We start from the raw sequence: 26,268 nt of genomic DNA on the forward strand, positions 1-26,268 counted from the left end.
CCATGCTCGAGAAGACCTTCGAACCCCAGGCCGCCGAACCCCGCCTGTACGCCCAGTGGGAAGAGAGCGGCCTGTTCGCGCCCCGCACGGAAGGGGCGCAGGGCGCCTATTCGATCGTCATTCCGCCGCCGAACGTGACGGGCAGCCTGCACATCGGCCATGCCCTGAACAACACTCTTCAGGACATCCTGGCCCGCTATCACCGGATGAAGGGCAAGGCGGTGCTGTGGCTGCCGGGCACGGACCACGCGGGCATCGCCACCCAGATGGTGGTCGAGCGCCAACTGGCCGCCGCCGGGAACGTCGGGCGGCGCGACATGGGCCGCGACGCCTTCATCGAAAAGGTCTGGGAATGGAAGGCCGAGAGCGGCGGGACCATCGTGCGCCAGCTGCGCCGCCTGGGGGCGTCGTGCGACTGGTCGCGCGAACGCTTCACCCTGGATGAGGGGCTGAACGCCGCCGTGCGCAAGGTCTTCGTGCAACTGCACAAGGAAGGCCTGATCTATCGCGACAAGCGGCTGGTGAACTGGGATCCGCATTTCCAGACCGCCATCTCGGACCTGGAGGTCGAGCAGCGCGAGGTGGACGGCGCCTATTGGCATTTCGCCTATCCGCTGGCGGACGGCGTGACCTATGAACACCCGGTCGCCTTTGACGACGAGGGCAAGGCGACCGAGTTCGAGACGCGCGACTTCATCGTGGTCGCCACGACGCGGCCTGAAACGATGCTGGGCGACACCGGCGTGGCCGTGCATCCGGAGGATGAGCGGTATAAGGGGCTGGTCGGCAAGTTCGTGACCCTGCCCATCGTCGGCCGGCGCATCCCCATCGTCGCCGACGACTACGCCGACCCGACCAAGGGGTCGGGCGCGGTCAAGATCACGCCGGCGCATGACTTCAACGACTTCGGCGTGGGCAAGCGGGCGGGCCTGCCGTCGCTGAACATCCTCGACGCCTTCGGCCGGATCACAGATGTCGATACGCCGGACGTGCCGTCGGAATACGTCGGCATCGACCGCTTCGCTGCGCGCAAGGCCATCGTCGCCCGCGCCGAAGAAGAGGGCTGGCTGCGCGAGATCGAGAAGACCAAGCATGTCGTCCCGCACGGCGACCGTTCCGGCGTCGTCATCGAGCCGTGGCTGACGGACCAGTGGTACGTCGACGCCAAGGTCCTGGCCCAGCCCGCGCTGAAGGCGGTGGAGCAGGGCGAGACGGTGTTCGAGCCGAAGTCGTACGAGAAGATCTATTTCGAATGGCTGAGGAACATCGAACCCTGGTGCATCAGCCGCCAGCTGTGGTGGGGTCACCGCATCCCGGCCTGGTACGGTCCGGAAGGTGAAATCTATGTCGCCGAGACGGAAGAGGACGCCCGCGAACTGGCGATGGCGGACTATGATTCCGAGGTCGCCCTGACCCAGGACGAGGACGTTCTGGACACCTGGTTCAGCTCGGCCCTGTGGCCGTTCTCGACCATGGGTTGGCCCGAGAAGACCGAGGATCTGGAGCGGTTCTATCCGACCAGCGACCTGGTCACGGCGGCGGACATCATCTTCTTCTGGGTCGCCCGGATGATGATGATGGGCCAGCACTTCATGGGCGAGGTCCCGTTCAAACGAGTCATCATCAACGGCCTGGTCCGCGACGAGAAGGGCCAGAAGATGAGCAAGTCCAAGGGGAACGTCATCGACCCCCTGGGCATCATCGACGAACTGGGCGCCGACCCGCTGCGCTTCACCATGGCCATCCTGTCGGGCACGCGCGACATCAAACTGTCGAAGCAGCGGATCGAGGGATACCGCAACTTCGGCACCAAGCTGTGGAACGCCGCCCGCTTCAGCCAGATGAACGAGGCGCGGCGCGTCGAGGGCTTCGATCCGGCGACGGTCGAACAGACGATCAACCGCTGGATTCGGGGCGAACTGACCAAGGCCGAGCGGGCCGTGTCCGAGGCCATCGAGGGCGGGTGGTTCGATGATGCGGCGGGCGCGCTGTATCGGTTCGTCTGGAACGTCTTCTGCGACTGGTATCTGGAACTGGCCAAGCCGGTGTTCAACGGCGCCGATGAAGCCGCCAAGGCCGAGACGCGGGCCATGACCGCCTGGACCCTGGATCAGACGCTGAAGCTGCTGCACCCGGTCATGCCCTTCATCACCGAGGAGCTGTGGGCCGAACTGGGCAAGGAGGGTCCAGCGCGGGAAGGGCTGCTGATCGGCGCCGAATGGCCGGTCCTGCCGGACGCCTTGATCGACGCCTCGGCCGAGGCCGAGATCGGCTGGCTGGTCGATCTGGTCGGCGAAATCCGAGGGCTGCGGGCGGAGATGAACGTGCCGCCGGCGGCCAAGCCGCCGCTGGCCTTTGTCGCGCCGGACGCGGTCACGGCCGAGCGGATCGCACGCCATCGCGACCTGATCCTGACCCTGGGCCGTGTGTCCGAGGTCGGATCGGCGGAGGCCGCGCCGACGGGGGCCGTGACCTTTGTTTCGGGCGGATCGACGGTCGCCCTCTCGCTGGCGGGGATCATCGACCTGACCGCCGAACGGGCGCGGTTGGAGAAGGAGATCGCCGTCTTCGAGAACGATATCGGCCATGTGAACAAGAAGCTGGGCAATCCCAACTTCGTGTCGCGGGCCGCGCCGGAAGTCGTGGACGAACAGCGGGCCAAACTGGCCGAGGCCGAGGCCGGCAAGGCCAAGCTGCAGGCGGCGCTGGCGCGGCTGAGCGAGATCGGATGAGGCTGGACCAGCTTCTCGTCACGCGCGGCCTGGCGGAAAGCCGGGCCAGGGCGAAGGCGGCCATCGAGGCCGGCGGCGTCACCGTGGACGGCGCGCCGGCCAAGTCCGGCTCCCAGACCGTCGGTGCGAACGCCGAGATCGGCTATGCCGACGCCCACCGCTGGGTCGGGCGCGGGGCGTTGAAGCTGGATCACGCCCTGACCGTCTGGCCGGTGGCGGTCGAGGGGCGGGTGGTGCTGGATGTCGGCGCGTCGACCGGCGGCTTCACTGAGGTCTGTCTGGATCGCGGGGCGACCAAGGTGTTCGCGGTCGATGTCGGCTTCGGCCAGATGCACGAGCGGGTGGCGGCCGATCCGCGGGTGGTCAGCCTTGAGCGGACCGATGCGCGCGACCTGACGCCGGATCTGATCCCGGAGCGGCCTTCGCTGATCGTGTGCGACGCCAGCTTCATCAGCCTGATCAAGGTTCTGCCGGTTGCGCTCGATCTGGCGGCCGATGAGGCGGACCTGATCACCCTGGTCAAGCCGCAGTTCGAGGCTGACGGACCCGGCGGGGTCGGCAAGAAGGGGGTGGTCAAGGATCCCGTGGCCCATGCCTCCGCCGTGGCGCGCGTCGCCGACTGGCTGGAGGCCCTGGGTTGGGCGGTGCAGGCGACGACCGAGAGCCCCATCACCGGCGGAGACGGCAATATCGAATTCCTGCTGTGGGCCAGGCGGGTCTGAGCCGGCAATCCCTCCACCACGCTTCGCGCGATCCCCCTCCCTACAAGTGGGGAGGAGACGGGCTCAAGCAGGCCGAAGGCCGATAGCCCCCTTAAAAATAAGAAGCCGCCGGAGGATTTCTCCTCCGGCGGCTTCCGTCACGTCGTCGATCGACAGGGGGGCTGAAAATTAATCGACGACGCGATAGCGGCCGTACTGGTCGGGGCAGGTGCGGACGTAACGGGTGTCCGTGCGACCATCGGGCAGACGGATCTGGCTTTCGGCCAGACGGCATCCATCTGAATTCTGATAGGAATCGACCGGGCGCGACCGGTCGTCGTAGTAGCCGCGATCCTGGACATAGTCGCCGCGACGGTCATAATCGTCGTAGCGATAGCCCTGATCGCCGCTGTAGCGGTTGTCGTAATAGCTCGGCTGGCTGTAGCCGTTCTGGGCATAGCCGTTCTGGTTGTAGTAGCCCTGCTGACCGTAGCTGCTCTGGTACGAGCGGCAGGCGTCGGAGCTGGAGCGGCCGACCTGAGACCCGATCACGGCGCCCAGAACCCCGCCCAGGATGCTGCCCTCGGTACGGCGGCCGCGCGCGGCCAGCTGCGAACCGATGACCGCGCCAGCGCCGCCGCCGACGACGGCTCCGGCGCCCGTGCGGCCCTGACGCTCACGGGCGCAGGGGTCGTATTGCCGTTGCTGGTAGCCATTGCCGTAGGCGTAAGAGGGAGCGTAGGCGCCAGTGCCGTAGTTCTGGCTGTAGCCGTAACTCTGGGCCGAGGCGGCCATGGGCGCGGCGACGGCGCCGAGGGTGAAGGCCGCGACGGCGGCGAGGGACTTGGTGGAAAGACGCATCTTCAACCCCTTATGGTCGGACGTTCAGTGACGAGGGCTGAACGGGTGGACCGGCTGTCTGTTGCATTGGGGTTTAGGGGAGTGAAGCTGAACGGCTTTTGAGCGATCCGTTCATTTTCGTTCATGTTTGAAGGGCCTATCGCGCTTCGCGACATCTTTGTTGGCCTATCGCGCTTGGCGCTGCTTGAGGCCGTGTTAGTTGGCCGTGGCTTGGCGCGGCGGGGCGGCGGGGCTAGAAGCCCGGCGATGCAGACCTTTACGATCAGCCGCGTCGGCGGACAGGGCGACGGCGTCGCCGAGACGCCGCAGGGGCCGGTCTTCGCCGGCCTGACCCTTCCGGGGGAGACGGTGCGGGGCGAGGTCGTGGACGGGCGGCTGGAGCAGGTCGAGATCGTGACCCCCAGTCCGGACCGGATCGCGCCGGTGTCGCCCCAGTACGGCGACTGCGGCGGGTGCTCGCTGCAACACTGGGCGGACAGGCCTTATCTGGAGTGGAAGCGCGAGCAGGTCCGGCTGGCCCTGGCGCGCGAGGGAATCGAGACCGAGGTCGAGGCGACGGTGGCGAGCCCGGCCGGGACGCGGCGTCGCGCAGCCCTGCACGCACGCCGGACCCAGGACGGTCGGGTCGTGCTGGGCTTCAAGGCGCGGCGGTCGTGGCGGCTGGTCGAGGTGCGGGAATGCCCGGTGGCCGATCCCCGGATCATCCGCGCCATGCCGGCCCTGACCGAGGTGGCGGCGGCCTTTCTGGAGCATCCCAAGTCGGCGCCGACCCTGCACGTGACCTGGACCCTGTCGGGGCTGGACGTGGATGTGACGGGGGTCGAGCGGCGCTCGGGCGGCGGGCTGTCGGCCGACGCCCAGATGCGGGCCATTGCGGCGGCGCACCGGGCGGATTTGGCGCGGCTGAGCCTGGCCGGCGACACCCTGGTGATGGCGCGCCAGCCGAAGATCGGCTTCGGCCCCGCCACCGTGCCCCTGCCGGCGGGGGGCTTCCTGCAGGCCGTGCCCCAGGCCGAGGCGGCCATGGTCGAGCGGGCCGTGGCGGCGGTGAAGGGGGCCAGGAAGATCGCCGACCTGTTCTGCGGCGCCGGGACCTTCACCTTCCCGCTGGCGACGGTGGCGCCGGTGATTGCGGCCGACGCGTCCAAGGCGGGGATCGAGGCGCTGAAGGCGGGCGTGGGCTCAGCCAAGGGGATGAAGGCGATTACGGCCGAGGCGCGCGACCTGTTCCGGCGGCCCCTGACCCCCTATGACCTGAAGGGCTGCGACGCCATCGTGTTCGACCCGCCGCGTGCAGGGGCCATCGACCAGACGGCCCAGATCGCCGGGACCAAGGCCGGGGTGGTGGTCGGGGTGTCGTGCAATCCGCAGACCTTCGCCCGCGATGCACGGGTGCTGATCGACGCCGGGTTCCGGCTGGAGCGGGTCACGCCGGTGGACCAGTTCCTGTGGTCGGCCCATGTCGAACTGGTCAGTGTTTTCAAGCGGTAGGCCGTGAATATGGACGACGATCTGCAAGACGGGCTTGAAGACGACGGCGGCGGGTTCGACGCCGACGACTGGAGCCGGCTGAAGCCCTTCGTCGGGGCGGTGGCGACGCTGGACGACGTCCAGGCGCGCCGGGCCGTCTTCGCCCTGGGCGAGACCGACGATCCGCGCCCGATCGCCATGGACCTGCCCCAGCCGGTGATCTGGTGGGAGGAGGACGGCGAACAGGCGGCGGTCGCGGTCCAGGCCGAGAGCCATCTGGGGCCGGACGGCGAGGAGATGGAGATCCTGGGCCTGATCCTGCCGGACGGGGAGGGGGCGGTGGCCCTGATGGAGGACGTCGATCTGGTCGACGACACGGACCCGACCTGGCGCGATCTGGTGACGCGGGCCGTCGATCCGTCGGCGGCGGACGCCGATTAACCGAACAGCTCCAACTGTGGCCGGGCGTCGGCGGGGACGCGGAACTGGGTTTCGTCCAGCAGTCGCAGCGGCGTATCCAGGCCGCAGCGTTTGACGGCGGCCTTGAAGCGGGCGCCGATCAGTTCGGCGACGGGGCCGGTCCCCTTCATCCGCTGGGACCAGTCGGCGTCATAGTCCTTGCCCCCGCGGGTCTGGCGGATCAGCGACATGACGCGGGCGGCGCGATCGGGGCGGGCGTCGGCCAGCCATTCGCGAAACAGATCCTTGATCTCCAGCGGCAGGCGCAGGGTGACATACATGGCCCGCGTGGCCCCGGCCTTGGCCGCCGCCTCAAGCACGGATTCCAGTTCGTGGTCGTTCAGGCCGGGAATGACCGGGGCGAATCCGACGCCGACCGGACAGCCCGCATCGGCGAGGCGGCTGATCGCCTCCAGCCGTTTGGCCGGGGTCGAGGCGCGGGGCTCCATGGCGCGGGCCAGGCCCCGGTCCAGGGTGGTGATGGAGACGAAGGCCGAGGCCAGGCCGGCCTGGCCCATCGGCCCCAGTATGTCGGCGTCGCGCGCGATCAGCACCGACTTGGTGATGATGCTGAACGGGTGGTTGAACCGGCGCATGACCTCGAGGATCGAGCGGGTCGATTTCAGATCACGTTCGACCGGCTGATAGGGGTCGGTGTTGCCGCCTATGTGGATGCGCTTGCACCGGTATCGGGGGGCGAGGAAGGCCTGTTCCAGCAGACGTGCGCCTTCGGGCTTGAAGAAGATCCGGCTCTCGAAATCCAGGCCCGGGGATAGGCCCATCCAGGCATGGGACGGACGGGCGTAGCAGTAGATACAGCCATGTTCGCAACCTTTGTACGGGTTGATGGAGCGGTCGAAGCCGATGTCGGGACTGTCGTTCCGGGCGATGATGGTGCGGGCGTGTTCGGGCGTGAGAGTGGTGCGCAGCGGCGCGGCCTGGGCGTCGTCGTTCGTCCAGCCATCGTCGAACGACTCATGCTGTTCGGGCTCGTAACGGCCTGTCGCATTCGAACGCGCGCCTCTTCCCTTGGCGGATTTCATGAGACGGAGGATGGATCAGAAAAGAGAACAGAGCAAGAACATTTGTTCTGCATGTCGTTCGCAACAAGCCAAACATAAGACACAGTTTCAGTTGCTGTATGGATATGGCGCCGCTAATGGCGAACCTTAGTCGAGGAGTTTCGCATGACGATCAAACATCTGGCGGCCCTGTCCCTTCTGGCCCTGCTGGCCGCCTGCAACCGTCCGGGCGAGGCGCCGGTCACGGCGCCTGCCGCCGAGGCCGAAGCCTCCGTGGCGCTGAAGGCGCCCGCCGGCGTCTATGCGCTGGATCCGACCCACGCGACGCTGCAATGGTCGGTGCTGCACAACACCATCTCGAACTACACCGCCCGTTTCGACAAGCTTGAGGCGACGCTGACGCTGGATCCGGCCAATCTCGAGAACTCCCGGATCACGGCGACCATCGATCCGACCTCGGTCGACGCCGCCTATCCCGCCGACTACGAGGCCTCGCACGCGGGAACCGGTTTCCACAGCTGGAACGACGACATGGCGAATAACGCCAAGTTCCTGAACGCCAAGGCCTTCCCGACGATCAAATTCGTCTCGACCTCGGTCGAACCGACCGGGGCGCGCACGGCCAAGGTGACGGGCGACCTGACCTTCCTGGGCCAGACCCGTCCGGTGACGCTGGACGCGACCTTCAACGGCGAGATCGAACGGCATCCGTTCGCCCAGGTCCCGGCGGTCGGTTTCGCCGCCGAGGGGCGTTTCAAGCGCAGCGACTTCGGCATGGCCGTGGGCCCGGTCGGCGACGAGGTGACGATCCGTTTCGACGGCGAGTTCATCCAGCAGGCCGCCCCGGCCGCGCCGGCGAACTGATCGTCCGCACCGAGACCACCGAAATGGCGGCGGAGGCAGGCTCCGCCGCCGTGCTCATTTTTCGCCTGATCGAAGACCGCTCATGACCGCCGCCCATCGTTATTCCGCCGTCGCCGTCACCCTGCACTGGGTAATCGCCGTCTGCATCCTGTCGATGATTCCGATGGGGTGGTGGATGACTGCGGCCATCGAACAGCCCGACAGCCAGGCCCTGGCCTATCGGGTGTTTCAGATCCACAAGTCGATCGGTTTCCTGATCCTGGCCCTGACCGTGGTGCGGATCGTCTGGCGGCTGACGCACCGGGGGCCGGCCCTGCCGCCCGGGATGAAGCGGTGGGAGGCCTTCGCCGCCCACACGACCCATGTGGCCTTCTACGCCCTGATGCTGGCCCTGCCGCTGACGGGGTGGCTGTATGTCTCGGCCGGCTGGGCCGTGGCGCAGGACCGGGCTCTGGAGGTGGCGACCAGCTGGTTCGGCCTGTTTCCGATCCCGCATCTGCCGGGCGTGGCCGAACTGGCGGCGGGCGCGCGGCGGGCATTGGCCTTCCAGGCCATGGGGGCCCATGCGGCCATGGCCTGGGGCGCAGTCGTCCTGGTCGTCCTGCACGTCGGGGCGGCGCTGAAGCATCAGTTCGTCGACCGCGACGGTGTGCTGGCCCACATGGTTCCTTTTCTGAAGGCGGGGCATGAGACGCGGGTTTCCCCGCCGTCGTCGCCCTGGGTCGAACGGGGCGTGGGCGTGGCCCTGATTGCGGTCGTGGCCATGGCCGGGGCGGTAGCGGCGCGGCCCTATGCAAGAGCTGAGTTGAAGCCGGTTCGGACGGAGGCGTCCGTTCCAGCCTCGACGTCCGCGCCCGAGATCGCCGCTGCGCCGGAAATCACGGCGCCTGAACCGGTCGAGGAGGAGACGACCTCCCAACCCGTGAAGGCCGGCGCCTGGACCATTGATCGCCACGCCTCCAGCATCGCTTTCGGCGGAACCCAGTCGGGCGCGGCCTTCAAGGGCCGGTTCGAGCGGTGGGACGGCCAGGTCCGGTTCGACCCGGCCGATCTGGCGGGCTCGAAGGCGGTGATCACGGTTCAGACGGCCTCGGCTCGAACGGGCGATGCGACCCAGGAGGGCTCATTGCAGGGGGCTGAATGGTTCGATCCCGAGCAGTATCCGACCGCCCGGTTCGAGACGACAGGTTTCCGCGCCCTGGGCGGGGATCGGTATGAGGCGAGGGGCACGCTGAGGATCAAGGCCACGAGCCTGCGCGTCGTCCTGCCCTTCAGCTTTCGCGAGACCGGCGGGGTCGCCACGGTGCAGGGGCGACTGGAGCTGGACCGGACGGCGCTGAACCTGGGGATGGAATCCGACGCCACCGGCGACTGGGTGTCGAAGATGATCGATGTCCAGATCAAGGTCTCGGCGCGACGGGCGGAGTAGGGCGGCGAATGCGCCGCCGCTTGCCCTGAGGGAAGTCAGGCCTTAGGGGTCCGCGCTCTTGATCAATGATTCAGGGAGCGGTCGATGACCCTCGCACTTCTGTTTCCGGGACAGGGCAGCCAGGCCGTCGGCATGGGCGCGCAACTGGCCGACGCCTTCGCCTCCGCCCGCGAGGTCTTCGCCGAGGTGGACGAGGCCCTGGGCCAGAAGCTGTCGGTGCTGATGCGCGAAGGTCCCGAGGACCAGCTGACCCTGACCGAGAACGCCCAGCCCGCCCTGATGGCGGTGTCGATGGCGGCGATCCGGGCGTTGAAGGTCGAGTTCGGTTTCGATGTGGCGACGGCGGCCTATGTGGCCGGTCACTCGCTGGGTGAATATTCGGCCCTGGCGGCGGCGGGAGCGATCTCGCTGTCCGATACGGCGCGGCTGCTGAAGCTGCGGGGCCAGGCCATGCAGCGCGCGGTTCCGGTGGGGCAGGGGGCGATGGCCTCGCTGATCGGACCCAAGACCGACCTGGCCCTGGCCGAGGCCGCTGCGGCGGCGGGCGCCGAACTGGGCGTCTGCGTGGTCGCCAATGACAACAACGCCGGCAATATCGTCATCTCGGGCGAGAAGGCGGCAGTGGACCGGGCCATCGAGAAGGCCAAGGAACTGGGCGCGCGGGCGATCCCGCTGAACGTCTCGGCGCCCTTCCACTGCCCGCTGATGCAGCCGGCGGCGGACGAGATGGCGGCGGCTCTGGCGTCGGCGACCATTCTGGCGCCGGCGGTTCCCGTGGTGGCCAATGTGCTGGCGCGGCCGGAGAGCGATCCGGAAGTCATTCGCCGACTGCTGGTCGAACAGGTGACCGGCCGGGTGCGCTGGCGCGAGAGCATGGAGTGGATGGCGACCGAAGGTGGGGTCACCCGCTTCGTCGAGATCGGCTCGGGCAAGGTGCTGACCGGCATGGCCAAACGGATCGCGCCGGAGGCAGAGTGCCTGCCGTTGAACACGCCGGAAGAGTTGGAAGCCTTCGCGAAGGCTCTGGTCTAAAAACCGTGACACGGGGCTCAGCGATCCTTTGGATCTGGGCGGCGAGCATTGTCCTCGTCTGGATCGCGGTCGCGGTCGATCTTGGGCAACCGCTGTGGGCTCGTCAGCATTCCATTGACTTGACGGCTTATGGGGTCTTCGAAGGTCGCACCTTAACGGTGGAGCACGGGTGGAGGCTGCTGGCGTCGCAATGGTTGCACGTCAAGTTTCCACATATGCTGTTCAACGCCGCCATAATCGGCCTGGTCGGGGCGGCGTTGACGCGACGGATGAACTGGCCTTCGGTACTGGCCTTGGGCTTGATCGGGGGCGCTTGCGGGCAGTTGGCGTCAGCGCTGGCGCAGCCGCAAGCCTATGTGTCTGGGGCTTCGCAGGCCTATCTGGCGCTCTGTGCAACGGCGCTTTTGGTGCTGGATCGCAGGAGCGTGGGCTGGTGGTCGGCGGTCGTAGGCGTTCTGGTCAGCGTGGCGCTGGACCTGTTCGTGAGCGGCCATGCGGGCGTAAAGCCCGGACATTTCGTACCTTTCGTCATCGGTTTGATCGTTGGCGGCGGTTTTCTATTGTTGGACAGACATCGGCCTGATGGGGCGGTGCTTCGGAGGACATGATGTTCAATCTTGCAGGCAAGACCGCGCTGGTGACCGGCGCGACGGGCGGGATCGGCGGGGCGGTGGCGCGGGCGCTGCACGCCCAGGGCGCGACCGTGGTGCTGTCGGGCACGCGCGAGGCAGTGCTGGCGGATCTGGCCAAGGAACTGGGAGAGCGGGCGCATTTCGCGACGGCGAACCTGTCGGATCCCGAGTCGGTCGATAATCTGGTCGCGGCGGCCGAGACGGCCGCGGGCGCGCCGCTGGACATCCTGGTGGCCAATGCGGGCATCACCAAGGACGGCCTGCTGATGCGGATGAAGGACGAGGACTTCCAGTCGGTCATCCAGATCAATCTGGAGAGCTATTTCCGCCTGACCCGCGCGGCGGTGAAGGGGATGATGAAGCGGCGTTCGGGCCGAATCATCGGCGTGACCTCGGTCGTGGGCGTGACCGGAAATCCGGGCCAGACCAATTATTCGGCGTCCAAGGCCGGGATGATCGGGTTTTCCAAGTCGCTGGCCCAAGAGGTCGGGTCGCGCGGCATTACGGTCAACTGTATCGCGCCGGGCTTCATCGCCTCGCCGATGACCGATGTGCTGAACGAGCAGCAGCGCGAGACCATTCTGGCCCGGATTCCGGCCGGTCGGCTGGGCACCGGCGACGAGATCGCGGCCGCCGCCGTCTATCTTTCGTCGAACGAAGCGGCCTATGTCACGGGCCAGACCCTGCATGTGAACGGCGGCATGGCGATGATCTGATCGCGATCACGAAATTCAACAGACTATTTCTTGCCCGAAAGCCTGTGCTAAAGGGCAGAACGCAACGGCGGTTCGGGCTTTCGGGCTTGCGTCGCCTTCGCTGCCGTGAGACGGCGATTTACAAGCTACCCCCGCCTCTACGGCGATTTCAAACAGGCAGAGAGACACTCATGTCCGACACCCTCGAGCGCGTTCGCAAGATCGTCATCGACCACCTGGACGCCGATCCGGACAAGGTCACGGAAAAAGCCAGCTTCATCGACGACCTGGGCGCCGACTCGCTCGACAACGTCGAGCTGGTGATGGCCTTCGAAGAAGAATTCGACATCGAGATCCCGGATGACGCCGCCGAGCACATCCAGACGGTCGGCGATGCGGTCAAGTTCATCGACGAAAAGTCGGCCGGCTGATTTCAGCCCCCGACTGGCGGCCCGCTGGGCCGACGGTTCACAGGGCCGCCCGGCGCTCCTAGCGGAGACGCCCGGCGGCCTTTACTGTTTCTGACCCATGCGAATCCGAAGTGATTCTCCGGGTTCGGACTGGAGAATTTTAGGAGCACGCACCATGCGCCGCGTCGTCGTTACGGGCATCGGTCTGCTGACCCCCCTGGGTTGGGGTGTCGAGAAGAGCTGGAAGGGCATCGTCGAGGGACGGTCGGGCATCCGCCCGATCACCGCCTTCGACACCACGGGCTATGGCTGCACCATCGCCGGCGAAGTGCCGAGCGTGGATGGGCGCGGCGGCGGCGGCGAAGGCGACTTCGACCCCGAGAAGATCATGTCGGTCAAGGACCGCAAGCGCGTCGACGACTTCATCCTGTACGCCATTGCGGCGGCGGACGAGGCCCTGGCCGACGCGGACTGGAAGCCCGAGACCGACGAGGACAAGGAACGCACCGGCGTCATGGTCGGCTCCGGGATCGGCGGCCTGGGCGCCATCGCCGAGACGGCCATCGTGCTGAAGGAACAGGGGGTGCGCCGCGTCAGCCCCTTCTTCATCCCTAGCGCCCTGATCAATCTGGCCGGCGGGCAGATCTCGATCCGCCACGGCCTGAAGGGACCGAACCATGCGGTCGTGACGGCCTGCGCCACCGGCGCTCACGCCATCGGCGATGCGGCCCGGATGATCGCCCTGGACGACGCCGACGTGATGGTGGCCGGCGGGGCGGAGAGCTCGGTCGTGCCGCTGGGCATCGCCGGCTTCCTGGCCTGCAAGGCTCTGTGCACCGCCTATAACGACACGCCGGACAAGGCGTCTCGTCCCTATGACCGGGGCCACGCCGGCTTCATCATGGGCGAGGGCGCCGGGATCCTGGTGCTGGAGGAATACGAACACGCCAAGGCGCGCGGGGCCAAGATCTACGCCGAGGTCGTGGGTTATGGCATGAGCGGCGACGCCCACCACATCACCGCCCCGTCCGAGGACGGCGAGGGCGGGGTGCGGGCCATGAAGATGGCGCTGAAGCGGGCCGGAATGCAGCCGTCGGACCTCGACTATGTCAACGCCCACGGCACCTCGACCATGGCCGACTGGATCGAGCTGAAGGGGATCGAGGGTCTGGTCGGCGATCACGCCCAGAACCTGGCCGTCAGTTCCACCAAGTCGATGACCGGCCACCTGCTGGGCGCCGCCGGGGCCATAGAAGCGGCCTTCTGTGTCCTGGCCATCCGGGACCAGGTGGCGCCGCCGACGATCAACCTGGATGATCCGGAGATGGAGACGCCGATCGACCTGGTCCCGAACAAGGCCAGGCCGATGAAGATCGATGTCGCCATGTCCAACAGTTTCGGCTTCGGGGGCACAAACGCCTCGGTGATCTTCAAGAAGGTCGACTGACATGTTCGGACGGGGGCGGGTTGAAAGGGTGCGGGGCGGTTCGGGTCTGACGGTGACGTTGCTGACCGCCTCGGCGACGTTCAGCCTGTTCCTGATCGCCGCCCTGGCGATTGTCTGGGGCGTCTACTACGGCCCGGGGCCTGGCGCCCGTCAGGGAGACCGCACGGTCGTGACCCTGGCCAGCGGGTCGGGCGTCTCGGCCATCGCCGCACAGCTGAAGGCGGCGGGGGTCATCCGTTCGACCGACCTGTTCAAGGCGGCGGCGACCTTCACCGGGGCGGACCGCAAGCTGCGCGCCGGCGAATACGAGGTGCCCTCGGGCACGTCGCTGGGCGGAGTGCTCAAACTGTTGGTCGATGGCCGGGTGGTGCGCCATTTCGTGACCCTGCCGGAAGGCTGGTCCTCGGCCCAGGCGCTCGACATCCTGAACAAGGAGCCGGTGCTGACCGGCACGGTCGAGGTCCTGCCGGAGGAAGGCAGCCTGTGGCCCGACACCTATGAGATCGCACGCGGCGACACGCGCCAGTCGGTGATCGACCGGATGCAGCGGGCCGCCAGCGAAAATCTTCGACTTCTGTGGGCGCAACGCGGACCGGGAACCGTGGTGCGAAACCCCGAGGAGGCGGTGATCCTGGCCTCCATCGTCGAAAAGGAGACGGGCCTGGCGGCGGAACGTCCGCGGGTGGCGGCGGTGTTTTCCAACCGGTTGCGTCAGGGGATGCGGCTGGAGAGCGATCCGACCATCGTCTATGGCGTCACCCAGGGGCGGCCGCTGGGGCGGGGCATCCGTCGGTCGGAGCTGGACCGTCAGACGCCCTGGAACACCTATCAGATCGATGGTCTGCCGCCGACGCCCATCGCCAATCCGGGCAAGGAGGCGCTGCAGGCCGTGCTGAATCCGCCGGCTGAACAGGCCCTGTTCTTCGTCGCGGACGGATCGGGCGGTCACGCCTTCGCCGCCACCTATGAGGAGCATCTGCGCAATGTCGCCCGCTGGCGTCAGATCGAGCGCCAGAAGGCCGGATTGCCGCCCGAGGCGCCGGCGCCGGTCGCGCCGGGAACCAGCGCTGTCCCCATGGCGGAACCGGTCGAACCGGCGCCTCAGACGTCCGGGCAAGCGACCCTGACCCTTCCCGTCGGCGCCTCGCGGGGCGCGCAATGAGCCGGCTGTCCGGCATGACCGGCTTCGGCCGGGCGGACGGGGCGGGCGAAGGCTGGACCTGGTCTGTCGAGGCCCGCTCGGTCAACGGCCGCAATCTGGAGGTCCGGTTCCGCGGCCCCAATGGGTTCGATGGTCTGGAACGCGCCGCCAAGGCGGCGGCCCAGGCGCGTCTGGCGCGTGGCCAGGTCACCATCGGCGTTCAGGCCAAACGGGCCGAGACCGGCGAGGCGGCTGTCACTATCAATGCGGCGGTCCTGGCCCGCTATCTGACCCTGGCCAATGAGCTGGCCGAGGACGGGGCGACCCCGCCGTCGGCTGATGGCCTTCTGGCCCTGCGTGGGGTGATCGAGGCCCCGGAAGAGGTGGACGACCCCGAAGCCCGCGCCATCCTGGAAGCCGCCATGGCCGGAACGGTCGAAGCGGCGCTGGACGCTCTTAAGACGTCCCGCGAGGGCGAAGGCGCGCAACTGACGCCGGTGCTGGAAGAGTTCATCCGCCGAATCGAGGCCCTGGTGGCCCAGGCTGAAAGCGAGGCCACGGCCCAGGTCGCGGCCATCCGCGATCGGTTCAGCCGCCGCATGTCCGAACTGGCCCCTGATGCGCCGGGTCTGGAAGACCGAATCTTCCTTGAAGCGGCGGCCCTGGCGACCAAGGCGGATGTGCGCGAGGAGCTGGATCGGCTGACGGCCCATATCGATGCGGCGCGCCAACTGCTGGTCTCGGCGCCCGCCGGGCGGAAACTGGACTTTCTGATGCAGGAATTCATGCGTGAGGCCAACACGCTCTGCTCGAAATCGGCTACGACCGCGCTCACCGGAATCGGCCTCGAACTGAAGGCCGTCATCGAACAGTTGCGTGAACAGGTCCAGAATGTCGAATGAACGCACGCCCCGCCGGGGCGTCCTCCTGATCGTCGCCAGCCCGTCGGGCGCGGGCAAGACGTCGCTGTGCCGCCGGTTGATGGCGGATCACGGCGGGCTGGAGCTGTCCGTGTCGATGACGACCCGCGGCATCCGGCCGGGCGAGGTCGATGGGCGCGACTATAATTTCGTCGATCGTGAGCGGTTCCAAAAGCTGATCGACGCCGACGCCTTCCTGGAATGGGCCGATGTGCACGGCAATCTGTACGGCAGCCCGCGCGGCCCCGTGGACCGCGCCCTGGCCGAGGGTCGCGACGTGCTGTTCGACATCGACTGGCAGGGCGCGCGGGACGTGGCCGAGAAATGCCCCGAGGATGCGGTGCGGGTGTTCATCCTGCCGCCCAGCCTGGAAGAACTGCGCCGTCGCCTGATCACCCGGTCGCAGGATTCGGACGACGTCATCGAGCGCCGCGTCGCCAACGCCAAGGGCGAGATCGAACACTGCGACGCCTTTGACTATGTGATCGTCAACGAGGATTTCGACCGGTCTTACGCCGAGCTGGCGCACATCTATCATGCCGAACGGTCGCGTCGTTTCCGCAATCTGTGGGTGGGCGACTACAAGGCCGCCCTGCTGCGCGAGCCGGTCTGAGAAGAACCCGATCCGGGCAATCGACCTGGAAAGAACAACGACACCGCGGCCGGCGTAGGGGGAACAGTGCCGCCGCGGTGTCGTCTTCGGCTGAGAAGCGGCGCCGACATCACGCCAGGCGGGGGCGTCCTACGCGACGTCGACTTCGGCGCTGCTCAACTGCACCCTTTATTCCACAACAGGAGTTCCAGAGGGTAAATTTCTATCTAGGGGCGATTGCTTAGGTACGCCCCACGATTGCCAAGTCGATGTTTTGCGGATGCGATCAGAGCGGCGTGCGCGCAGCGAACCAGGGCGTGAGTCGCGCCAGGGCCGTCTCGACCTCGGGCGTGGAAACGGCGAAGCTGATGCGGATGAAGCGATGGCCGTCGACGGGATCGAAATCGACGCCGGGCGCGGTGGCCACGCCGGTATCGCGCAACAGTTGTTCGCAGAAGGCCACGCTGTCGTCCGTCAGATGGCCGATGTCGGCCCAGATGTAGAAGGCGCCGTCGGGCGGCGCGATCTTCTTCAGACCGAGGGCCGGCAGGGCCGCCAGCATCAGGTCGCGGTTGCGGGCGTAGGTCTGGATATGGCCCTCAAGCTCGTCGATCGCGTCCATGGCGACCAGGCCGGCGTGCTGGCTGAGGCTGGGCGGGGTCAGGAACATGTTGCCGATATAGGCGCGGGCGGCGTCGATCAGGGTCTCGGGAACCAGCAGCCAGCCCAGGCGCCAGCCGGCCATGCTCCAGTATTTGGAGAAGCTGTTGATCACCATGGCGTCGGGCGCGAACTGCAGCATCGACGGCGTCGGGCCGACATAGGACAGGCCGTGGTAGATCTCGTCCGAGACGATGGCGATGTTGCGCGTGCGGCAGACCTCGGCGATGGCGGCGAGTTCTGCCTCGGGGATGATGGTGCCGGTCGGATTGGCGGGGCTGGCGATGATGACGCCGGCGGGGGCCGGATCCAGGGCTTCCAGTTGAGCGGCGGTCAACTGGAACCGGGTGTCGGGACCGCAGGCGATCTCGACGGGTTCCAGGTGCAGGGCGCGCAGGGTGTTGCGATAGGCGACATAGCCGGGACGGGCCAGGGCGATGCGGTCGCCGGGCTTGAACAGGGTGCTGAGCGCCAGCACCAGAGCTGGCGAGGCGCCGCAGGTCAGCAGGATGCGGTCGGGATCCACCGAGACGCCATAGCGGTGGTCATACAGGCGGGCGATGCGGGCGCGCAGGTCGGGGCTTTCCCAATAGCCCATGGCGTCGGCGTCCAGCACCTGATGCGCGCGGGCGATAGCCGCGACGGGGGCGCCTGTCGAGGGCTGGCCGAACTCCATGTGGATGATCGAACGGCCCTGGGCCTTCAGCTGGTGCGCCAGACGGCTGACGGAGATTGCGCGGAAGGGTTCGACGGTCATCTTTTCGGTCGAGTCCAGGAACGATTAGCGAAGTAGGACACGGCACGCATTCCAGCCAACATCATCAAGCCCGTACCCAACAGGACCCAACCGATGGGGTGAGCGTGACGCTCCATGAACGACGGGTATTCTTGCGAAATACAACGGCCATAAGCAAACAAGGTCAGTATCAACCAACCAGTCAGAGCTAGCTGCAATGCGACGGCATGTCCGACAGCCCTAAGCGCTCGCTTAAATCCGAAGCTGATCATCGCAAAAACAACGATGAGGGCGCAAATCCCCATGAACCACGGCGCACGTTCTGTAGCACCAGTTACGTCGCAGCTCAGGCCCATGCCGACACTGAAGATTTCCAGTCCCGACTGTAGAATCAGCATCACGCCGACTATCAGGACGAACAAAACTGAGGGCCAAGGACTTCTACGCGGACGCGTTATCACCTTCGGCCTTTTGTCGGTCATTGGAGCGCATCCGCAAGCCGCAGGAAGCCCGCCACGTCCACGGTTTCAGCCCGCACGTCCGGCTCGATGCCGGCGGCCTCGCACAGGGCGGCGCCGCCCAGTTGTTTCAGGCTGGAGCGCAGCATCTTGCGGCGCTGGCCGAAGGCGGCGGCGGTGACGCGTTCCAGCTTCTTCAGGCGCTCGGGCGAAGGGCGCTCGTCCAGCGGGACCAGATGGACCACGGCCGAGGCCACCTTCGGCGGCGGGGTGAAGGCGGCGGCGGGCAGGTGCATGACGATGCGCGCGGTGCAGACGGCCTGGGAAATGACCGCCAGCCGGCCATAGGCGTCATCGCCCGGCCCGGCGGCGACCCGCTCGGCCACCTCCTTCTGGAACATCAGGGTCAGACTGTGGGGCAGCCAGGGACCGGTCAGCCATTTGATCAGCAGGGCGGTGCCGACGTTGTAGGGCAGGTTGGAGACCATGTGGGCGGGGCCGGAGACCAGGTCCGCCTCCTTCACCTTCAGCGCATCGGCCTCGACGATGATCAGACGGCCGGAGCCGTCGTCCAGTTCGGACAGAAGGGGGATGAAGCGCGGGTCCTTTTCCACCAGGACCACGGGGCCGGCGTCGGATTCCAGCAGGGCGCGGGTCAGGCCGCCGGGGCCGGGGCCGACCTCGATCACGGCGCGGCCCTCGAACGGGCCGGCGAGGCGCACGATCTTGCGCGTCACATTGAGGTCCAGCAGGAAATGCTGGCCGAAGCTCTTCTTGGCCAGCAGGCCGTGGGCGTCGAGGGTTTCGCGGAGGGAAGGAAGGTCGGTCACAGGCCCTGTTAGCGCGCGGCGCGCGCCGCCGCCATCTCCGAAGCCAGTCGGACGGCGGCGATCAGGCTGTCGGCGCGGGCGATCCCCTGGCCGGCGATGTCGAAACCGGTGCCGTGATCGGGCGAAGTGCGGATGATCGGCAGGCCCAGGGAGACGTTCACTCCGCCCCAGAAGTCCAGGGTCTTGACCGGGATCAGGGCCTGATCGTGGTACATGCACAGGGCGGCGTCATAGCCGGCCCGCGCCTCGTCGTGGAACAGGGTGTCGGCGGGCCTGGGGTCGGTGATGTCGATTCCCTCGGCCCGCAGCTGCGCAGCCACCGGGCGCAGGGTCTCGATCTCCTCCACGCCCAGAGCGCCGCCTTCGCCGGCGTGAGGGTTCAGGGCGGCCATGGCCAGGCGCGGACGGGCGATGGCGAAGTCGCGCTTGAGGCTTTCGTGAACCACGCGGGCGGTGCGGGCCACGCGGTCTGCGGTGATCAGTTCCGCGACCTGTCCCAGGGCGACGTGGATGGTGACCAGGCAAGCCCGCAGATCCCTGGCGGTCAGCATCATCACCGGCCCCCGCGTGCCTGGATAGGGGGCGTCCGCAGTCAGTTCGGCGATGAATTCCGTATGGCCCGGAAAGCGGAAACCCGAGGCGTACATCGGGGCCTTGGCGATCGGCGCGGTCACAAGGCCCGACGCCTCGCCGGACAGGACGAAACTGACGGCTTCTTCGATGCCGTCGGCGACGGCCGGCGCATTGGCCGGATCGGGACGGCCGACTTCGACCGCGGCCGGCAAGGGGCGATGGATCACCGGCAGGGCGCGCCCGAAAGGCTGCAGCGCATCGGCGGGGGTGTTGATTTCGACCACCAGCACGCCCTGAGCGCGGAGCAGGTCCGCGTCGCCGATGACGGCGAAGGCCAGCGGCTCGGTCTTCAGGGCGTTCCAGGCGGCGGCCACGATCTCCGGCCCGACGCCGGCGGGTTCGCCCAGCGTCAGGACCAGATGCCGGGTCATTTGAACTCGATGAGGGCGTCGCTACGCAGATCGCGCAGATAGCGGCGCTCGAGCACGGCCAGGTTCTGGGAACGCAGACGACCCTCGACCTGTTGACGGTTCGGGGCCTCGGGGCCGCCGACCCGGCGACCGCAGACGGCGACCAGGTGCAGGCCCAGCGGGGTGCGGATCGGCGTGGAGACCGAGCCGATCTCGCCGGTGCGGGCGAACTGCTGGAACTGGGGCGCGAGGTTGGCGACATCTGATTCGCCGAGGTCCGCTCCGATCACGCCCTGGGTCGCGCGCGCCTGGGACAGGATGTTGTCGCAGTTCAGTCCCTGACGCAGGCCTTCCAGAGTGCGGGTCGCGGCGGCCAGATCGGCTTCCGACGCCGTCTCGGGCAGTTCGACCATCAGTTGCCGCAGAGAGACCAGGCTGGTCGCCGCGCCGTCGCGCTTGTCGCGCATATAGATGATGTACACCCCGCCATCGACGGCGATCGGGTTCGACAGCTGGCCGGGCTGGAGTTGGTCGAAGATGGTCTGAAGCGCGGGCTGGACCGTGCCCTTGACCACCCAGCCGGCGTCGCCGGGCACCCGGGCCGAAGCCGAAGGCGCCGATGAGAACTGTTGGGCGACGGCCTGGAAGGGCGCGCCCTGGATGATCTGCTGCACCAGTTGGCGGGCGCCGTTCATGGCGGCTTCCTGACCGCCGACTCGGGCCGCCTCGATATAGATTTCGCCGATCAGATACTGGGGCTGGGCGGCCGCGTCATTGAGACGACGGACTTCCTGATCGACTTGAAGCGTGCTGGGACGCGCGCGGCTGTTGAAGCGACCGGGCACCAGCTGTCCCCAGCCGATCTCGGTGCGCAGGCTCTCGCGGAAGGCGTTCGGCTGGATGCCGCCCTGCTGAAGGAACTCCATATAGGCGGCGGGGGTGACGCCGGCCTGGCGCGCCATCTGGGCGATTTCCTCGTCGATCTCCTGGTCGGTGACTTTCAGGCTTTCGAACTTGGTGATCTCCTGCGCCTTCAGGCGCTGCTCAATCAGCCGGTTGAGGGCGGCCTGCTGGATCGCCGGCAGGTTCTGCTCGGTCGGCTGGACCTGCGACGAGGCGATCAGCATCAGCATCTGCTGACGCAGATCGAATCCCGTGATGATCTTGTCGTTCACCGTGGCGACGATGCCGTCGGCCATCTCGAACTGGGGGGCGGGGCGAGCCGTTGCGGGACCGTCGCCGGCCGCAGGATTCGGCGCTCCGGCGGCGGACGCCTGCGGAGCGGCCGGAGCGGACGCCGTCTGACCATGAGCCGAACCGGCGAGGAGGACCGCCGCGAGCGCAGCCCCCGTCGAATAACGCATCAAACCCATTGGTCGTCCTGATTCCTCACAGCGGTCCGTTTGCCAGGTCGGCAGACGGTCGCGCCCCGTAAAGCGTCATGCTCAACGCATTTCACCCTGTCCATAACCTGAACCTCCGAAAGTGGCGAGGTTTAGGCGTATATAGACGCCGTCCGACGGTCCGCTGGCCCGCACGCGTGTATTGTCGCGGCGATATCCGAACTCGACGCGGAAACAGTCGTCGTCGAACAGCACGCCGACCTCCTGACGGGTGATGACGTTCCGTTCGAGATCGGCGATGCCCGTGACGGCGACGCCCCAGTCGCCATAGACGAACTGTTGTCCCGAAAGCTGGACGAATTCGTAGTTTCGATTCTGATCGCCGGACAAGGGATTGGATCGATCGACGATATAGCTGACGGACGCGAGATTTCGGCGTCCCCAGCGGCCGTCTACTGCGGCCTCGGCGCGACGAATGTCGCCGGACCCGTCAATGGTGGCGTGACCCCAGCTGCGAATTCGGTCGGAAGGAGAGAAACTGCCCTGCACCACCCAGTCCGACGCCGAGGACGCAAGACCGGTCGGATCGTAAAGCGCGCCGGTCGTGCTGTCCGGCACCGTGGTGCGGAAGGCGTCTTCGTCATCGGCGCGATAGCTTCGGCCGACGAACAGGCTGGCGCTACGGCCTTCGGACCAGCGAACCGTCGCACGACCGCCGGCCGTGACCCGCGATCCGCCCTCGACCAGATCGTATCCGGAGAAGCGATCCATGCGGAACAACGATGACTCGTCCAACTCGATGACCTGCGAATCCTCGTTCGGGATGCGGGGATCTATGTCGGCCTTGTTGGAAACCGAAACCTGTACGACCGGCTCGAGGATGATGTCCGCGCGCTGGGTGCGTTTGATCAACGGATAGCTGACATCGACCCCGGCGCTGAAGCGCGTGCGGCTGAGCGACTCGTCGCTGTCGACCCCCATCATCGGCGGCAGATCGGACAGGGAGTAGAGATCGACCCTCGCGTCGACAAACGGCTCGACCCGCAGACCCAGGCCAGTGATGAAGGTTCGACGCCATTCCGCCTGGGCGGTCACTCGCCGGCTATCCACGCCGGACAAGCCCGTCGTCACCGCCGGCACGATGTCAGGGTTCAGGATCGGCGTGCCGACGAAATTATCGCGGTACAGCGAAACCGCCGATCCCTTCAGCCGCAGTCGACCGCCGAAGACGTAGCCTGCGGGTTCCCAGCGCGCATCGATCAGCGGCGCGACCAGGGGCAGATCGTCGTCCTCCTCGAACACCTTGAAGCCGGAGGCGTCGCGGAAGTCGTTGGCCTCGAAGGCGGGGTCCAGCCGCAGGCTTTGAATGGAGAAGGCGGCGACCGAAACATAGGATTGCTCGGTCTGACGCTCGGCGTAGATCTGGCTGATCAGCCGACGACGGTCACCGTAATACAGCCCGTTGTCCTGATAGGTGTTGCGCACGTCATACCGGTCGAACAGGGTCTTGTCGGACGTGCGCTCCGCCGTGAAGCCGAAACGCCAGGGGCCGTCAGGATCGTATTCGCCGTGGGACAGCAGATAGCTGCGGTGTTCCTTGTCGCCGAAACGGACGTTGCTTTCATAGGCGCCGTCGCCGTTCAGGTCGAAATCGCCGAAATTGCGTTCGTAGGTGTAGCCGCCGCGCGCAAAGATCGAAGCGTTCACGAACCGGCGGCGCCATTGCAGGTTCAGCAGCGGCGCGACGCGCGTGTTGATCTGCGGACTGATGAGCCAGTCCTCGGACGGCGACACGACGTGAAGATAGGGAGCCTCGATCGAGACGCCCCGGCCTTCATCATAGTTGATGATCGGCACCAGCAAGCCAGACGCCCGTTTCACCGTAGGGTCGGGGTGGGCGAAGAACGGGGTGTAGAAGACCGGGACGCCGCCGACCCGGAAAATGGCGTTGCGATAGATGACGGCGCGCAGGGCTTCGTCCTGGACCACCTTTTCCGCCTGGATCGAGATGCTGGGCCGTTTGGGACCGTTTGCATCACAGATCGGGCAGGGGGTGAAAATGGCGTAGTTCAGTTCATTGACGTTTTCGCTCCGCCGAACCGCCGTCGCCGCCATCAGACTGGCGCCGTTCTCGAACCGTGTCGCGAAATCGACCGCTATGGCCGCCTTCAGGTCGCGATCGGTTTCCAGATGGCTGGCGTAGACGATGGTCCCATCCGCCGACACGGCTTCGACGCGCCCGCTGGCCGAGGCGGCGCCGCTGGACAGGTCATAGGCGAGGTTGTCGCCACGCAGCACATTGCCGTCTGCGCGCAGATAGACCCGGTCGCCGCCGTTGCTTTCGGCGGTGATAAGATCGCCGGTGCGGCTGGTGCTGGCGGCGTCGACATAGACGGCGCCTTGAGGCAGGCCGTCCGAGGCGGGCGTCGTCTGCGCTGCGGCGACACCGGCGAAGGGGACGCAGACGAACAGGGCCGCGCCGGCCAGAAGCCGCGCCCGGAAGGCCTTCGAACGCTGATCGCGATCACCCTGCATGAACCATCCGTCTGTCTTGAGCGAGGCGCTCGCTTAGCCGTCTTCGGTATAGAACAGCAAGGTGAAGGCGGCGAGCGCCGTCAATATCGGCGGCAACCAGGCCGCCACGAAGGGGGGCACCACCTCGGCCGATCCCATGGCGGACGAAAACTGGTTCAGGAAGAAGAAGGCGAAGCCCAGGACCACGGCCGCCACGCTCATCTTCGCCAGGTCGCCCAGGCGCATCAGCCGCAACGAAAACGCCGCCGCCAGGATCGACATGGCCGCGAACACCAGCGGGGTGACCAGCAGCTGCTGGAAGCGCAGGCGGTAGGCGGTGGAGGCGAAGCCGGCGTCCTCGATTCGCTGGATCTGATTCGGCAACGACCAGAAGGGCGTCGATTGGGGGCGGGCGAACCGCTCGAAGGCCTCTTCATCCGCCAGGCTGGAGAGGAGGTCGAGGCTGGAATAGGTCACGGCGCGCTGGCCGATGCTGGCGCCCACCGCATCGGTCAACCGCCAGCGGCCGGCGCTGAGAGCGGCGGACCGGGCGTCGATCCGTTCCGAAAAGTCCCGGTTGCCCTCTGCATCGGTCGTGTAGATGAAGAAGGTGACATCCAGCAGCCGGGCGTTGGCGCGGTCCTGCCGCCCGGCGCGAATGATCATCTGCCTCTGGTCGTCGCCCTCGCGCAGCCAGATGGCGTCGTTGGAACTGGCGCCGGGGGCTGTTCCGGAGATGCGCGCCCGTTCGCGCTGCCACAGCCCGTCGCCGGCCGAAGCGAGCGGACCCAGAACGGTCACGGTCAGAACTCCCAGGACCAAGGCCATGCCTGCAGCCGGCAGCACGAACCGCCAGGCCGAAACGCCCGCCGCCCGCATGGCCACCAGTTCGCTGCGCCGATTCAGGCCGATATAGGCGGCCAAGGTTCCGAACAGGAAGACGAAGGGCAGAAGCTGAACGATCACCGACGGCGACTTCAGGGCTACGAGGCCCAGGATACGCAGGGCGGAAAGGTCCTGATCCGAACCTACGCCGCGCGACACCTCGACGAAGTCGATAAGCATAACCAGGGCGGAGATCACGGCCAGGGCCACGCCCAGGGAACGAAGCTGCTGGATCAGCACATAGCGTTCGATCCGCCCCAGCCGAGGCAGACGCAATCGGGAAGGCGAGAGAAGGGCCATGGTCATGCGAATCTCGCGCGCAGCCGGTCGATGACCGGCGACTTTCGGCGCTTGCGGGGCTTGAGGGCGCGGAACAGCAGCCGCACGGCCGCTGCGACGACGATCAGGGGCGCCAGATACTGCAGGATGTTCATCCACGGGTTCCAGGCGCTGGCGGCCACCAGTCCGTAGCCGATCACCCGGACCAACAGGAAGACGCCCGCCGCCTTGGCGATCCGCAGCGAATAGCCGGTGCGGCTGAACGATCCGCCCATGATGGCGGCCAGGGCCATGGCCATGGCGACAAGGGCGTAGAGCGGGGCGGCGATGCGGGCGTGGGCCTCGGCCAGCAGTTCGCCGCGCGAGCCGGCCGTCTCCAGCACGCGGGGCGAGGGGTTCAACAACTGGCGAAGATAGAGGTCGGCCGGCTTGTAGCGAATCTGCTCGGTCACGCCGGAGAACTGACCCAGGGGGAAGTCGTATCTGTCAAAGGACAGGGTCTCGAGGACGCCGCGCGACGAATATTTCTGCCAGGAACCGTCGATCATGGTGAGAACCGGTTCATTGGCGGCGTCACGACCGAAACGCGCCTCGGCGGCGCTCCAGTTCTGAGTCGACTTGCCGTCATCGAGGTAGACGAACAGGTTTTTCAGAAGGCCGTTCTGTTCGATCTGCTGGACATAGACGGTCAGGCCGTCCGGTCCCTGGACGAACTGGCCCTCCTCGACCAGCAGGGCCGCCAGGTCCGTGCGAATGGCGAAAGCCTGGTTGCGGGCTTCACGCTGGGCCCAGGGCTGGGCGAACAGGGTCATCACGAGATTCAGAATCAGCACGAGGAACGCCAGTCGCGCCGCGGGCGAGATCACCTGCCATCGCGTCATTCCGCCGGCGAAGGCCGCCGTCAGTTCCTGCTCGCGCTGCATTCGGGTCAGGGCGATGAGGGCGCCGACGAACAGACCGATCGGCAGGATGACCGCCAGCAGCTGAGGCAGGGCCAGCAGGGTCAGTTTCACCATGACCCACACGCTCTGGCCGCGTTCGACAATGACTTCCAGTTGGTCGAGGCTTTGGCTCAGAATCCCGATTCCAGCCAAGGAAGCGCAGGCCGCAACCACGGGCAGCGAGATCTGGCGGAAAAGGTATCTTTGAATCAGGGTCATGGGCGGATGGACT

General features: G+C 66.9%; 24 protein-coding genes. 14 read left to right on the forward strand and 10 right to left on the reverse strand.

The features are described 5' to 3' along the window. Positions 1-2: 2 nt before the first annotated feature. Together AC07NC_RS04340 and AC07NC_RS04345 are read left to right on the forward strand one after the other, a co-directional pair. Positions 3-2,732, forward strand: a complete 2,730-nt coding sequence (locus AC07NC_RS04340; protein ID WP_494568697.1) for a valine--tRNA ligase — start codon at positions 3-5, stop codon at positions 2,730-2,732. Then, positions 2,729-3,454 carry a TlyA family RNA methyltransferase gene (locus AC07NC_RS04345; RefSeq protein ID WP_494568698.1) on the forward strand — a complete coding sequence of 242 codons (726 nt, stop codon included), beginning with the start codon at positions 2,729-2,731 and terminating at the stop codon, positions 3,452-3,454. The genes AC07NC_RS04340 and AC07NC_RS04345 overlap by 4 nt, the downstream gene beginning before the upstream one ends. Before the next feature lie 168 nt (positions 3,455-3,622). On the opposite strand, the gene AC07NC_RS04350 is transcribed toward AC07NC_RS04345, so the two are convergent. Next, a complete protein-coding gene (locus AC07NC_RS04350; protein WP_154725404.1) occupies positions 3,623-4,294 on the reverse strand; it encodes a glycine zipper 2TM domain-containing protein in 672 nt (223 codons plus the stop codon). Positions 4,295-4,540: 246 nt separating this feature from the next. Between AC07NC_RS04350 and AC07NC_RS04355 the strand changes: the two genes are divergently transcribed. Both AC07NC_RS04355 and AC07NC_RS04360 read left to right on the forward strand, forming a co-directional pair. Beyond that, positions 4,541-5,785: a class I SAM-dependent RNA methyltransferase gene (locus AC07NC_RS04355; RefSeq protein WP_494568699.1), complete on the forward strand. Its 1,245-nt coding sequence runs from the start codon at positions 4,541-4,543 to the stop codon at positions 5,783-5,785. Positions 5,786-5,794: 9 nt separating this feature from the next. After that, on the forward strand, positions 5,795-6,205 hold the full coding sequence (locus tag AC07NC_RS04360) for a hypothetical protein (RefSeq protein ID WP_035308614.1): 411 nt from the start codon (positions 5,795-5,797) through the stop codon (positions 6,203-6,205). Here AC07NC_RS04360 and AC07NC_RS04365 read toward each other — a convergent pair. Further along, complete coding sequence (locus AC07NC_RS04365; RefSeq protein WP_494568700.1) at positions 6,202-7,266, reverse strand: PA0069 family radical SAM protein; 1,065 nt, start codon at positions 7,264-7,266, stop codon at positions 6,202-6,204. The two genes, AC07NC_RS04360 and AC07NC_RS04365, sit on opposite strands and share 4 nt — an antisense overlap. Before the next feature lie 144 nt (positions 7,267-7,410). Between AC07NC_RS04365 and AC07NC_RS04370 the strand changes: the two genes are divergently transcribed. The 10 genes from AC07NC_RS04370 (at position 7,411) to gmk (ending at position 16,428) form a co-directional block, all read left to right on the forward strand. After that, complete coding sequence (locus AC07NC_RS04370; RefSeq protein ID WP_494568701.1) at positions 7,411-8,109, forward strand: YceI family protein; 699 nt, start codon at positions 7,411-7,413, stop codon at positions 8,107-8,109. An 82-nt stretch (positions 8,110-8,191) separates the two neighbouring features. Continuing rightward, on the forward strand, positions 8,192-9,538 hold the full coding sequence (locus AC07NC_RS04375; protein ID WP_494568702.1) for a cytochrome b/b6 domain-containing protein: 1,347 nt from the start codon (positions 8,192-8,194) through the stop codon (positions 9,536-9,538). Positions 9,539-9,622: 84 nt separating this feature from the next. Further along, on the forward strand, positions 9,623-10,570 hold the full coding sequence (gene fabD / locus AC07NC_RS04380) for an ACP S-malonyltransferase (protein ID WP_494568703.1): 948 nt from the start codon (positions 9,623-9,625) through the stop codon (positions 10,568-10,570). A 158-nt stretch (positions 10,571-10,728) separates the two neighbouring features. Continuing rightward, entirely contained in the window at positions 10,729-11,178 is a 450-nt protein-coding gene (locus AC07NC_RS04385; RefSeq protein WP_494568785.1) for a rhomboid family intramembrane serine protease, read from the forward strand. After that, positions 11,178-11,918 (forward strand): 3-oxoacyl-[acyl-carrier-protein] reductase, encoded by a 741-nt coding sequence (gene fabG / locus AC07NC_RS04390; protein ID WP_372704490.1) that lies wholly within the window; start codon positions 11,178-11,180, stop codon positions 11,916-11,918. The genes AC07NC_RS04385 and fabG overlap by 1 nt, the downstream gene beginning before the upstream one ends. 170 nt (positions 11,919-12,088) lie before the next feature. Further along, positions 12,089-12,328 carry an acyl carrier protein gene (locus tag AC07NC_RS04395; RefSeq protein WP_008264317.1) on the forward strand — a complete coding sequence of 80 codons (240 nt, stop codon included), beginning with the start codon at positions 12,089-12,091 and terminating at the stop codon, positions 12,326-12,328. 154 nt (positions 12,329-12,482) lie between these two features. After that, complete coding sequence (gene fabF, locus AC07NC_RS04400; RefSeq protein ID WP_008261779.1) at positions 12,483-13,754, forward strand: beta-ketoacyl-ACP synthase II; 1,272 nt, start codon at positions 12,483-12,485, stop codon at positions 13,752-13,754. 1 nt (position 13,755) lies between these two features. Next, a complete protein-coding gene (mltG, locus tag AC07NC_RS04405) occupies positions 13,756-14,916 on the forward strand; it encodes an endolytic transglycosylase MltG (RefSeq protein WP_494568704.1) in 1,161 nt (386 codons plus the stop codon). Further along, complete coding sequence (locus AC07NC_RS04410; RefSeq protein ID WP_494568705.1) at positions 14,913-15,797, forward strand: YicC/YloC family endoribonuclease; 885 nt, start codon at positions 14,913-14,915, stop codon at positions 15,795-15,797. The genes mltG and AC07NC_RS04410 overlap by 4 nt, the downstream gene beginning before the upstream one ends. Continuing rightward, positions 15,787-16,428: a guanylate kinase gene (gmk, locus tag AC07NC_RS04415; protein ID WP_008262586.1), complete on the forward strand. Its 642-nt coding sequence runs from the start codon at positions 15,787-15,789 to the stop codon at positions 16,426-16,428. The genes AC07NC_RS04410 and gmk overlap by 11 nt, the downstream gene beginning before the upstream one ends. A 265-nt stretch (positions 16,429-16,693) precedes the next feature. Here the strand turns inward: gmk and AC07NC_RS04420 are convergent, their stop codons facing one another. The 8 genes from AC07NC_RS04420 to AC07NC_RS04455 all read right to left on the reverse strand — a co-directional run bounded on the left by AC07NC_RS04420 (position 16,694) and on the right by AC07NC_RS04455 (position 26,255). After that, entirely contained in the window at positions 16,694-17,824 is a 1,131-nt protein-coding gene (locus tag AC07NC_RS04420) for a pyridoxal phosphate-dependent aminotransferase (RefSeq protein ID WP_494568706.1), read from the reverse strand. Beyond that, positions 17,821-18,204, reverse strand: coding sequence for a hypothetical protein (locus tag AC07NC_RS04425; protein WP_494568707.1), 384 nt, complete (start codon positions 18,202-18,204; stop codon positions 17,821-17,823). The genes AC07NC_RS04420 and AC07NC_RS04425 overlap by 4 nt, the downstream gene beginning before the upstream one ends. Before the next feature lie 77 nt (positions 18,205-18,281). Next, entirely contained in the window at positions 18,282-19,091 is an 810-nt protein-coding gene (rsmA, locus tag AC07NC_RS04430; protein ID WP_494568708.1) for a 16S rRNA (adenine(1518)-N(6)/adenine(1519)-N(6))-dimethyltransferase RsmA, read from the reverse strand. 8 nt (positions 19,092-19,099) lie between these two features. Continuing rightward, positions 19,100-20,095 carry a 4-hydroxythreonine-4-phosphate dehydrogenase PdxA gene (pdxA, locus tag AC07NC_RS04435; protein WP_494568709.1) on the reverse strand — a complete coding sequence of 332 codons (996 nt, stop codon included), beginning with the start codon at positions 20,093-20,095 and terminating at the stop codon, positions 19,100-19,102. Beyond that, positions 20,092-21,447, reverse strand: a complete 1,356-nt coding sequence (locus tag AC07NC_RS04440) for a peptidylprolyl isomerase (RefSeq protein WP_230307514.1) — start codon at positions 21,445-21,447, stop codon at positions 20,092-20,094. The genes pdxA and AC07NC_RS04440 overlap by 4 nt, the downstream gene beginning before the upstream one ends. Before the next feature lie 72 nt (positions 21,448-21,519). Continuing rightward, a complete protein-coding gene (locus AC07NC_RS04445) occupies positions 21,520-23,952 on the reverse strand; it encodes an LPS-assembly protein LptD (protein ID WP_426025934.1) in 2,433 nt (810 codons plus the stop codon). Positions 23,953-23,985: 33 nt separating this feature from the next. Continuing rightward, on the reverse strand, positions 23,986-25,122 hold the full coding sequence (lptG, locus tag AC07NC_RS04450) for an LPS export ABC transporter permease LptG (RefSeq protein WP_494568710.1): 1,137 nt from the start codon (positions 25,120-25,122) through the stop codon (positions 23,986-23,988). Continuing rightward, positions 25,119-26,255: an LptF/LptG family permease gene (locus tag AC07NC_RS04455; RefSeq protein ID WP_035308460.1), complete on the reverse strand. Its 1,137-nt coding sequence runs from the start codon at positions 26,253-26,255 to the stop codon at positions 25,119-25,121. Before AC07NC_RS04455 ends, lptG begins: the two co-directional genes overlap by 4 nt. Between the last annotated feature and the right edge of the window lie 13 nt (positions 26,256-26,268).

This window comes from Brevundimonas sp. GW821-FHT10A07, from assembly GCF_059415785.1.

Bases quoted from the DNA above. Each gene is read 5' to 3' on its own strand.
- AC07NC_RS04340 (WP_494568697.1), top strand. From the start codon at position 3: ATGCTCGAGAAGACCTTCGAACCCCAGGCCGCCGAACCCCGCCTGTAC.
- AC07NC_RS04345 (WP_494568698.1), top strand. From the start codon at position 2,729: ATGAGGCTGGACCAGCTTCTCGTCACGCGCGGCCTGGCGGAAAGCCGG.
- AC07NC_RS04350 (WP_154725404.1), bottom strand. From the start codon at position 4,294: ATGCGTCTTTCCACCAAGTCCCTCGCCGCCGTCGCGGCCTTCACCCTC.
- AC07NC_RS04355 (WP_494568699.1), top strand. From the start codon at position 4,541: ATGCAGACCTTTACGATCAGCCGCGTCGGCGGACAGGGCGACGGCGTC.
- AC07NC_RS04360 (WP_035308614.1), top strand. From the start codon at position 5,795: ATGGACGACGATCTGCAAGACGGGCTTGAAGACGACGGCGGCGGGTTC.
- AC07NC_RS04365 (WP_494568700.1), bottom strand. From the start codon at position 7,266: ATGAAATCCGCCAAGGGAAGAGGCGCGCGTTCGAATGCGACAGGCCGT.
- AC07NC_RS04370 (WP_494568701.1), top strand. From the start codon at position 7,411: ATGACGATCAAACATCTGGCGGCCCTGTCCCTTCTGGCCCTGCTGGCC.
- AC07NC_RS04375 (WP_494568702.1), top strand. From the start codon at position 8,192: ATGACCGCCGCCCATCGTTATTCCGCCGTCGCCGTCACCCTGCACTGG.
- fabD (WP_494568703.1), top strand. From the start codon at position 9,623: ATGACCCTCGCACTTCTGTTTCCGGGACAGGGCAGCCAGGCCGTCGGC.
- fabG (WP_372704490.1), top strand. From the start codon at position 11,178: ATGTTCAATCTTGCAGGCAAGACCGCGCTGGTGACCGGCGCGACGGGC.
- AC07NC_RS04395 (WP_008264317.1), top strand. From the start codon at position 12,089: ATGTCCGACACCCTCGAGCGCGTTCGCAAGATCGTCATCGACCACCTG.
- fabF (WP_008261779.1), top strand. From the start codon at position 12,483: ATGCGCCGCGTCGTCGTTACGGGCATCGGTCTGCTGACCCCCCTGGGT.
- mltG (WP_494568704.1), top strand. From the start codon at position 13,756: ATGTTCGGACGGGGGCGGGTTGAAAGGGTGCGGGGCGGTTCGGGTCTG.
- AC07NC_RS04410 (WP_494568705.1), top strand. From the start codon at position 14,913: ATGAGCCGGCTGTCCGGCATGACCGGCTTCGGCCGGGCGGACGGGGCG.
- gmk (WP_008262586.1), top strand. From the start codon at position 15,787: ATGTCGAATGAACGCACGCCCCGCCGGGGCGTCCTCCTGATCGTCGCC.
- AC07NC_RS04420 (WP_494568706.1), bottom strand. From the start codon at position 17,824: ATGACCGTCGAACCCTTCCGCGCAATCTCCGTCAGCCGTCTGGCGCAC.
- pdxA (WP_494568709.1), bottom strand. From the start codon at position 20,095: ATGACCCGGCATCTGGTCCTGACGCTGGGCGAACCCGCCGGCGTCGGG.
- AC07NC_RS04440 (WP_230307514.1), bottom strand. From the start codon at position 21,447: ATGGGTTTGATGCGTTATTCGACGGGGGCTGCGCTCGCGGCGGTCCTC.
- AC07NC_RS04445 (WP_426025934.1), bottom strand. From the start codon at position 23,952: ATGCAGGGTGATCGCGATCAGCGTTCGAAGGCCTTCCGGGCGCGGCTT.
- lptG (WP_494568710.1), bottom strand. From the start codon at position 25,122: ATGACCATGGCCCTTCTCTCGCCTTCCCGATTGCGTCTGCCTCGGCTG.
- AC07NC_RS04455 (WP_035308460.1), bottom strand. From the start codon at position 26,255: ATGACCCTGATTCAAAGATACCTTTTCCGCCAGATCTCGCTGCCCGTG.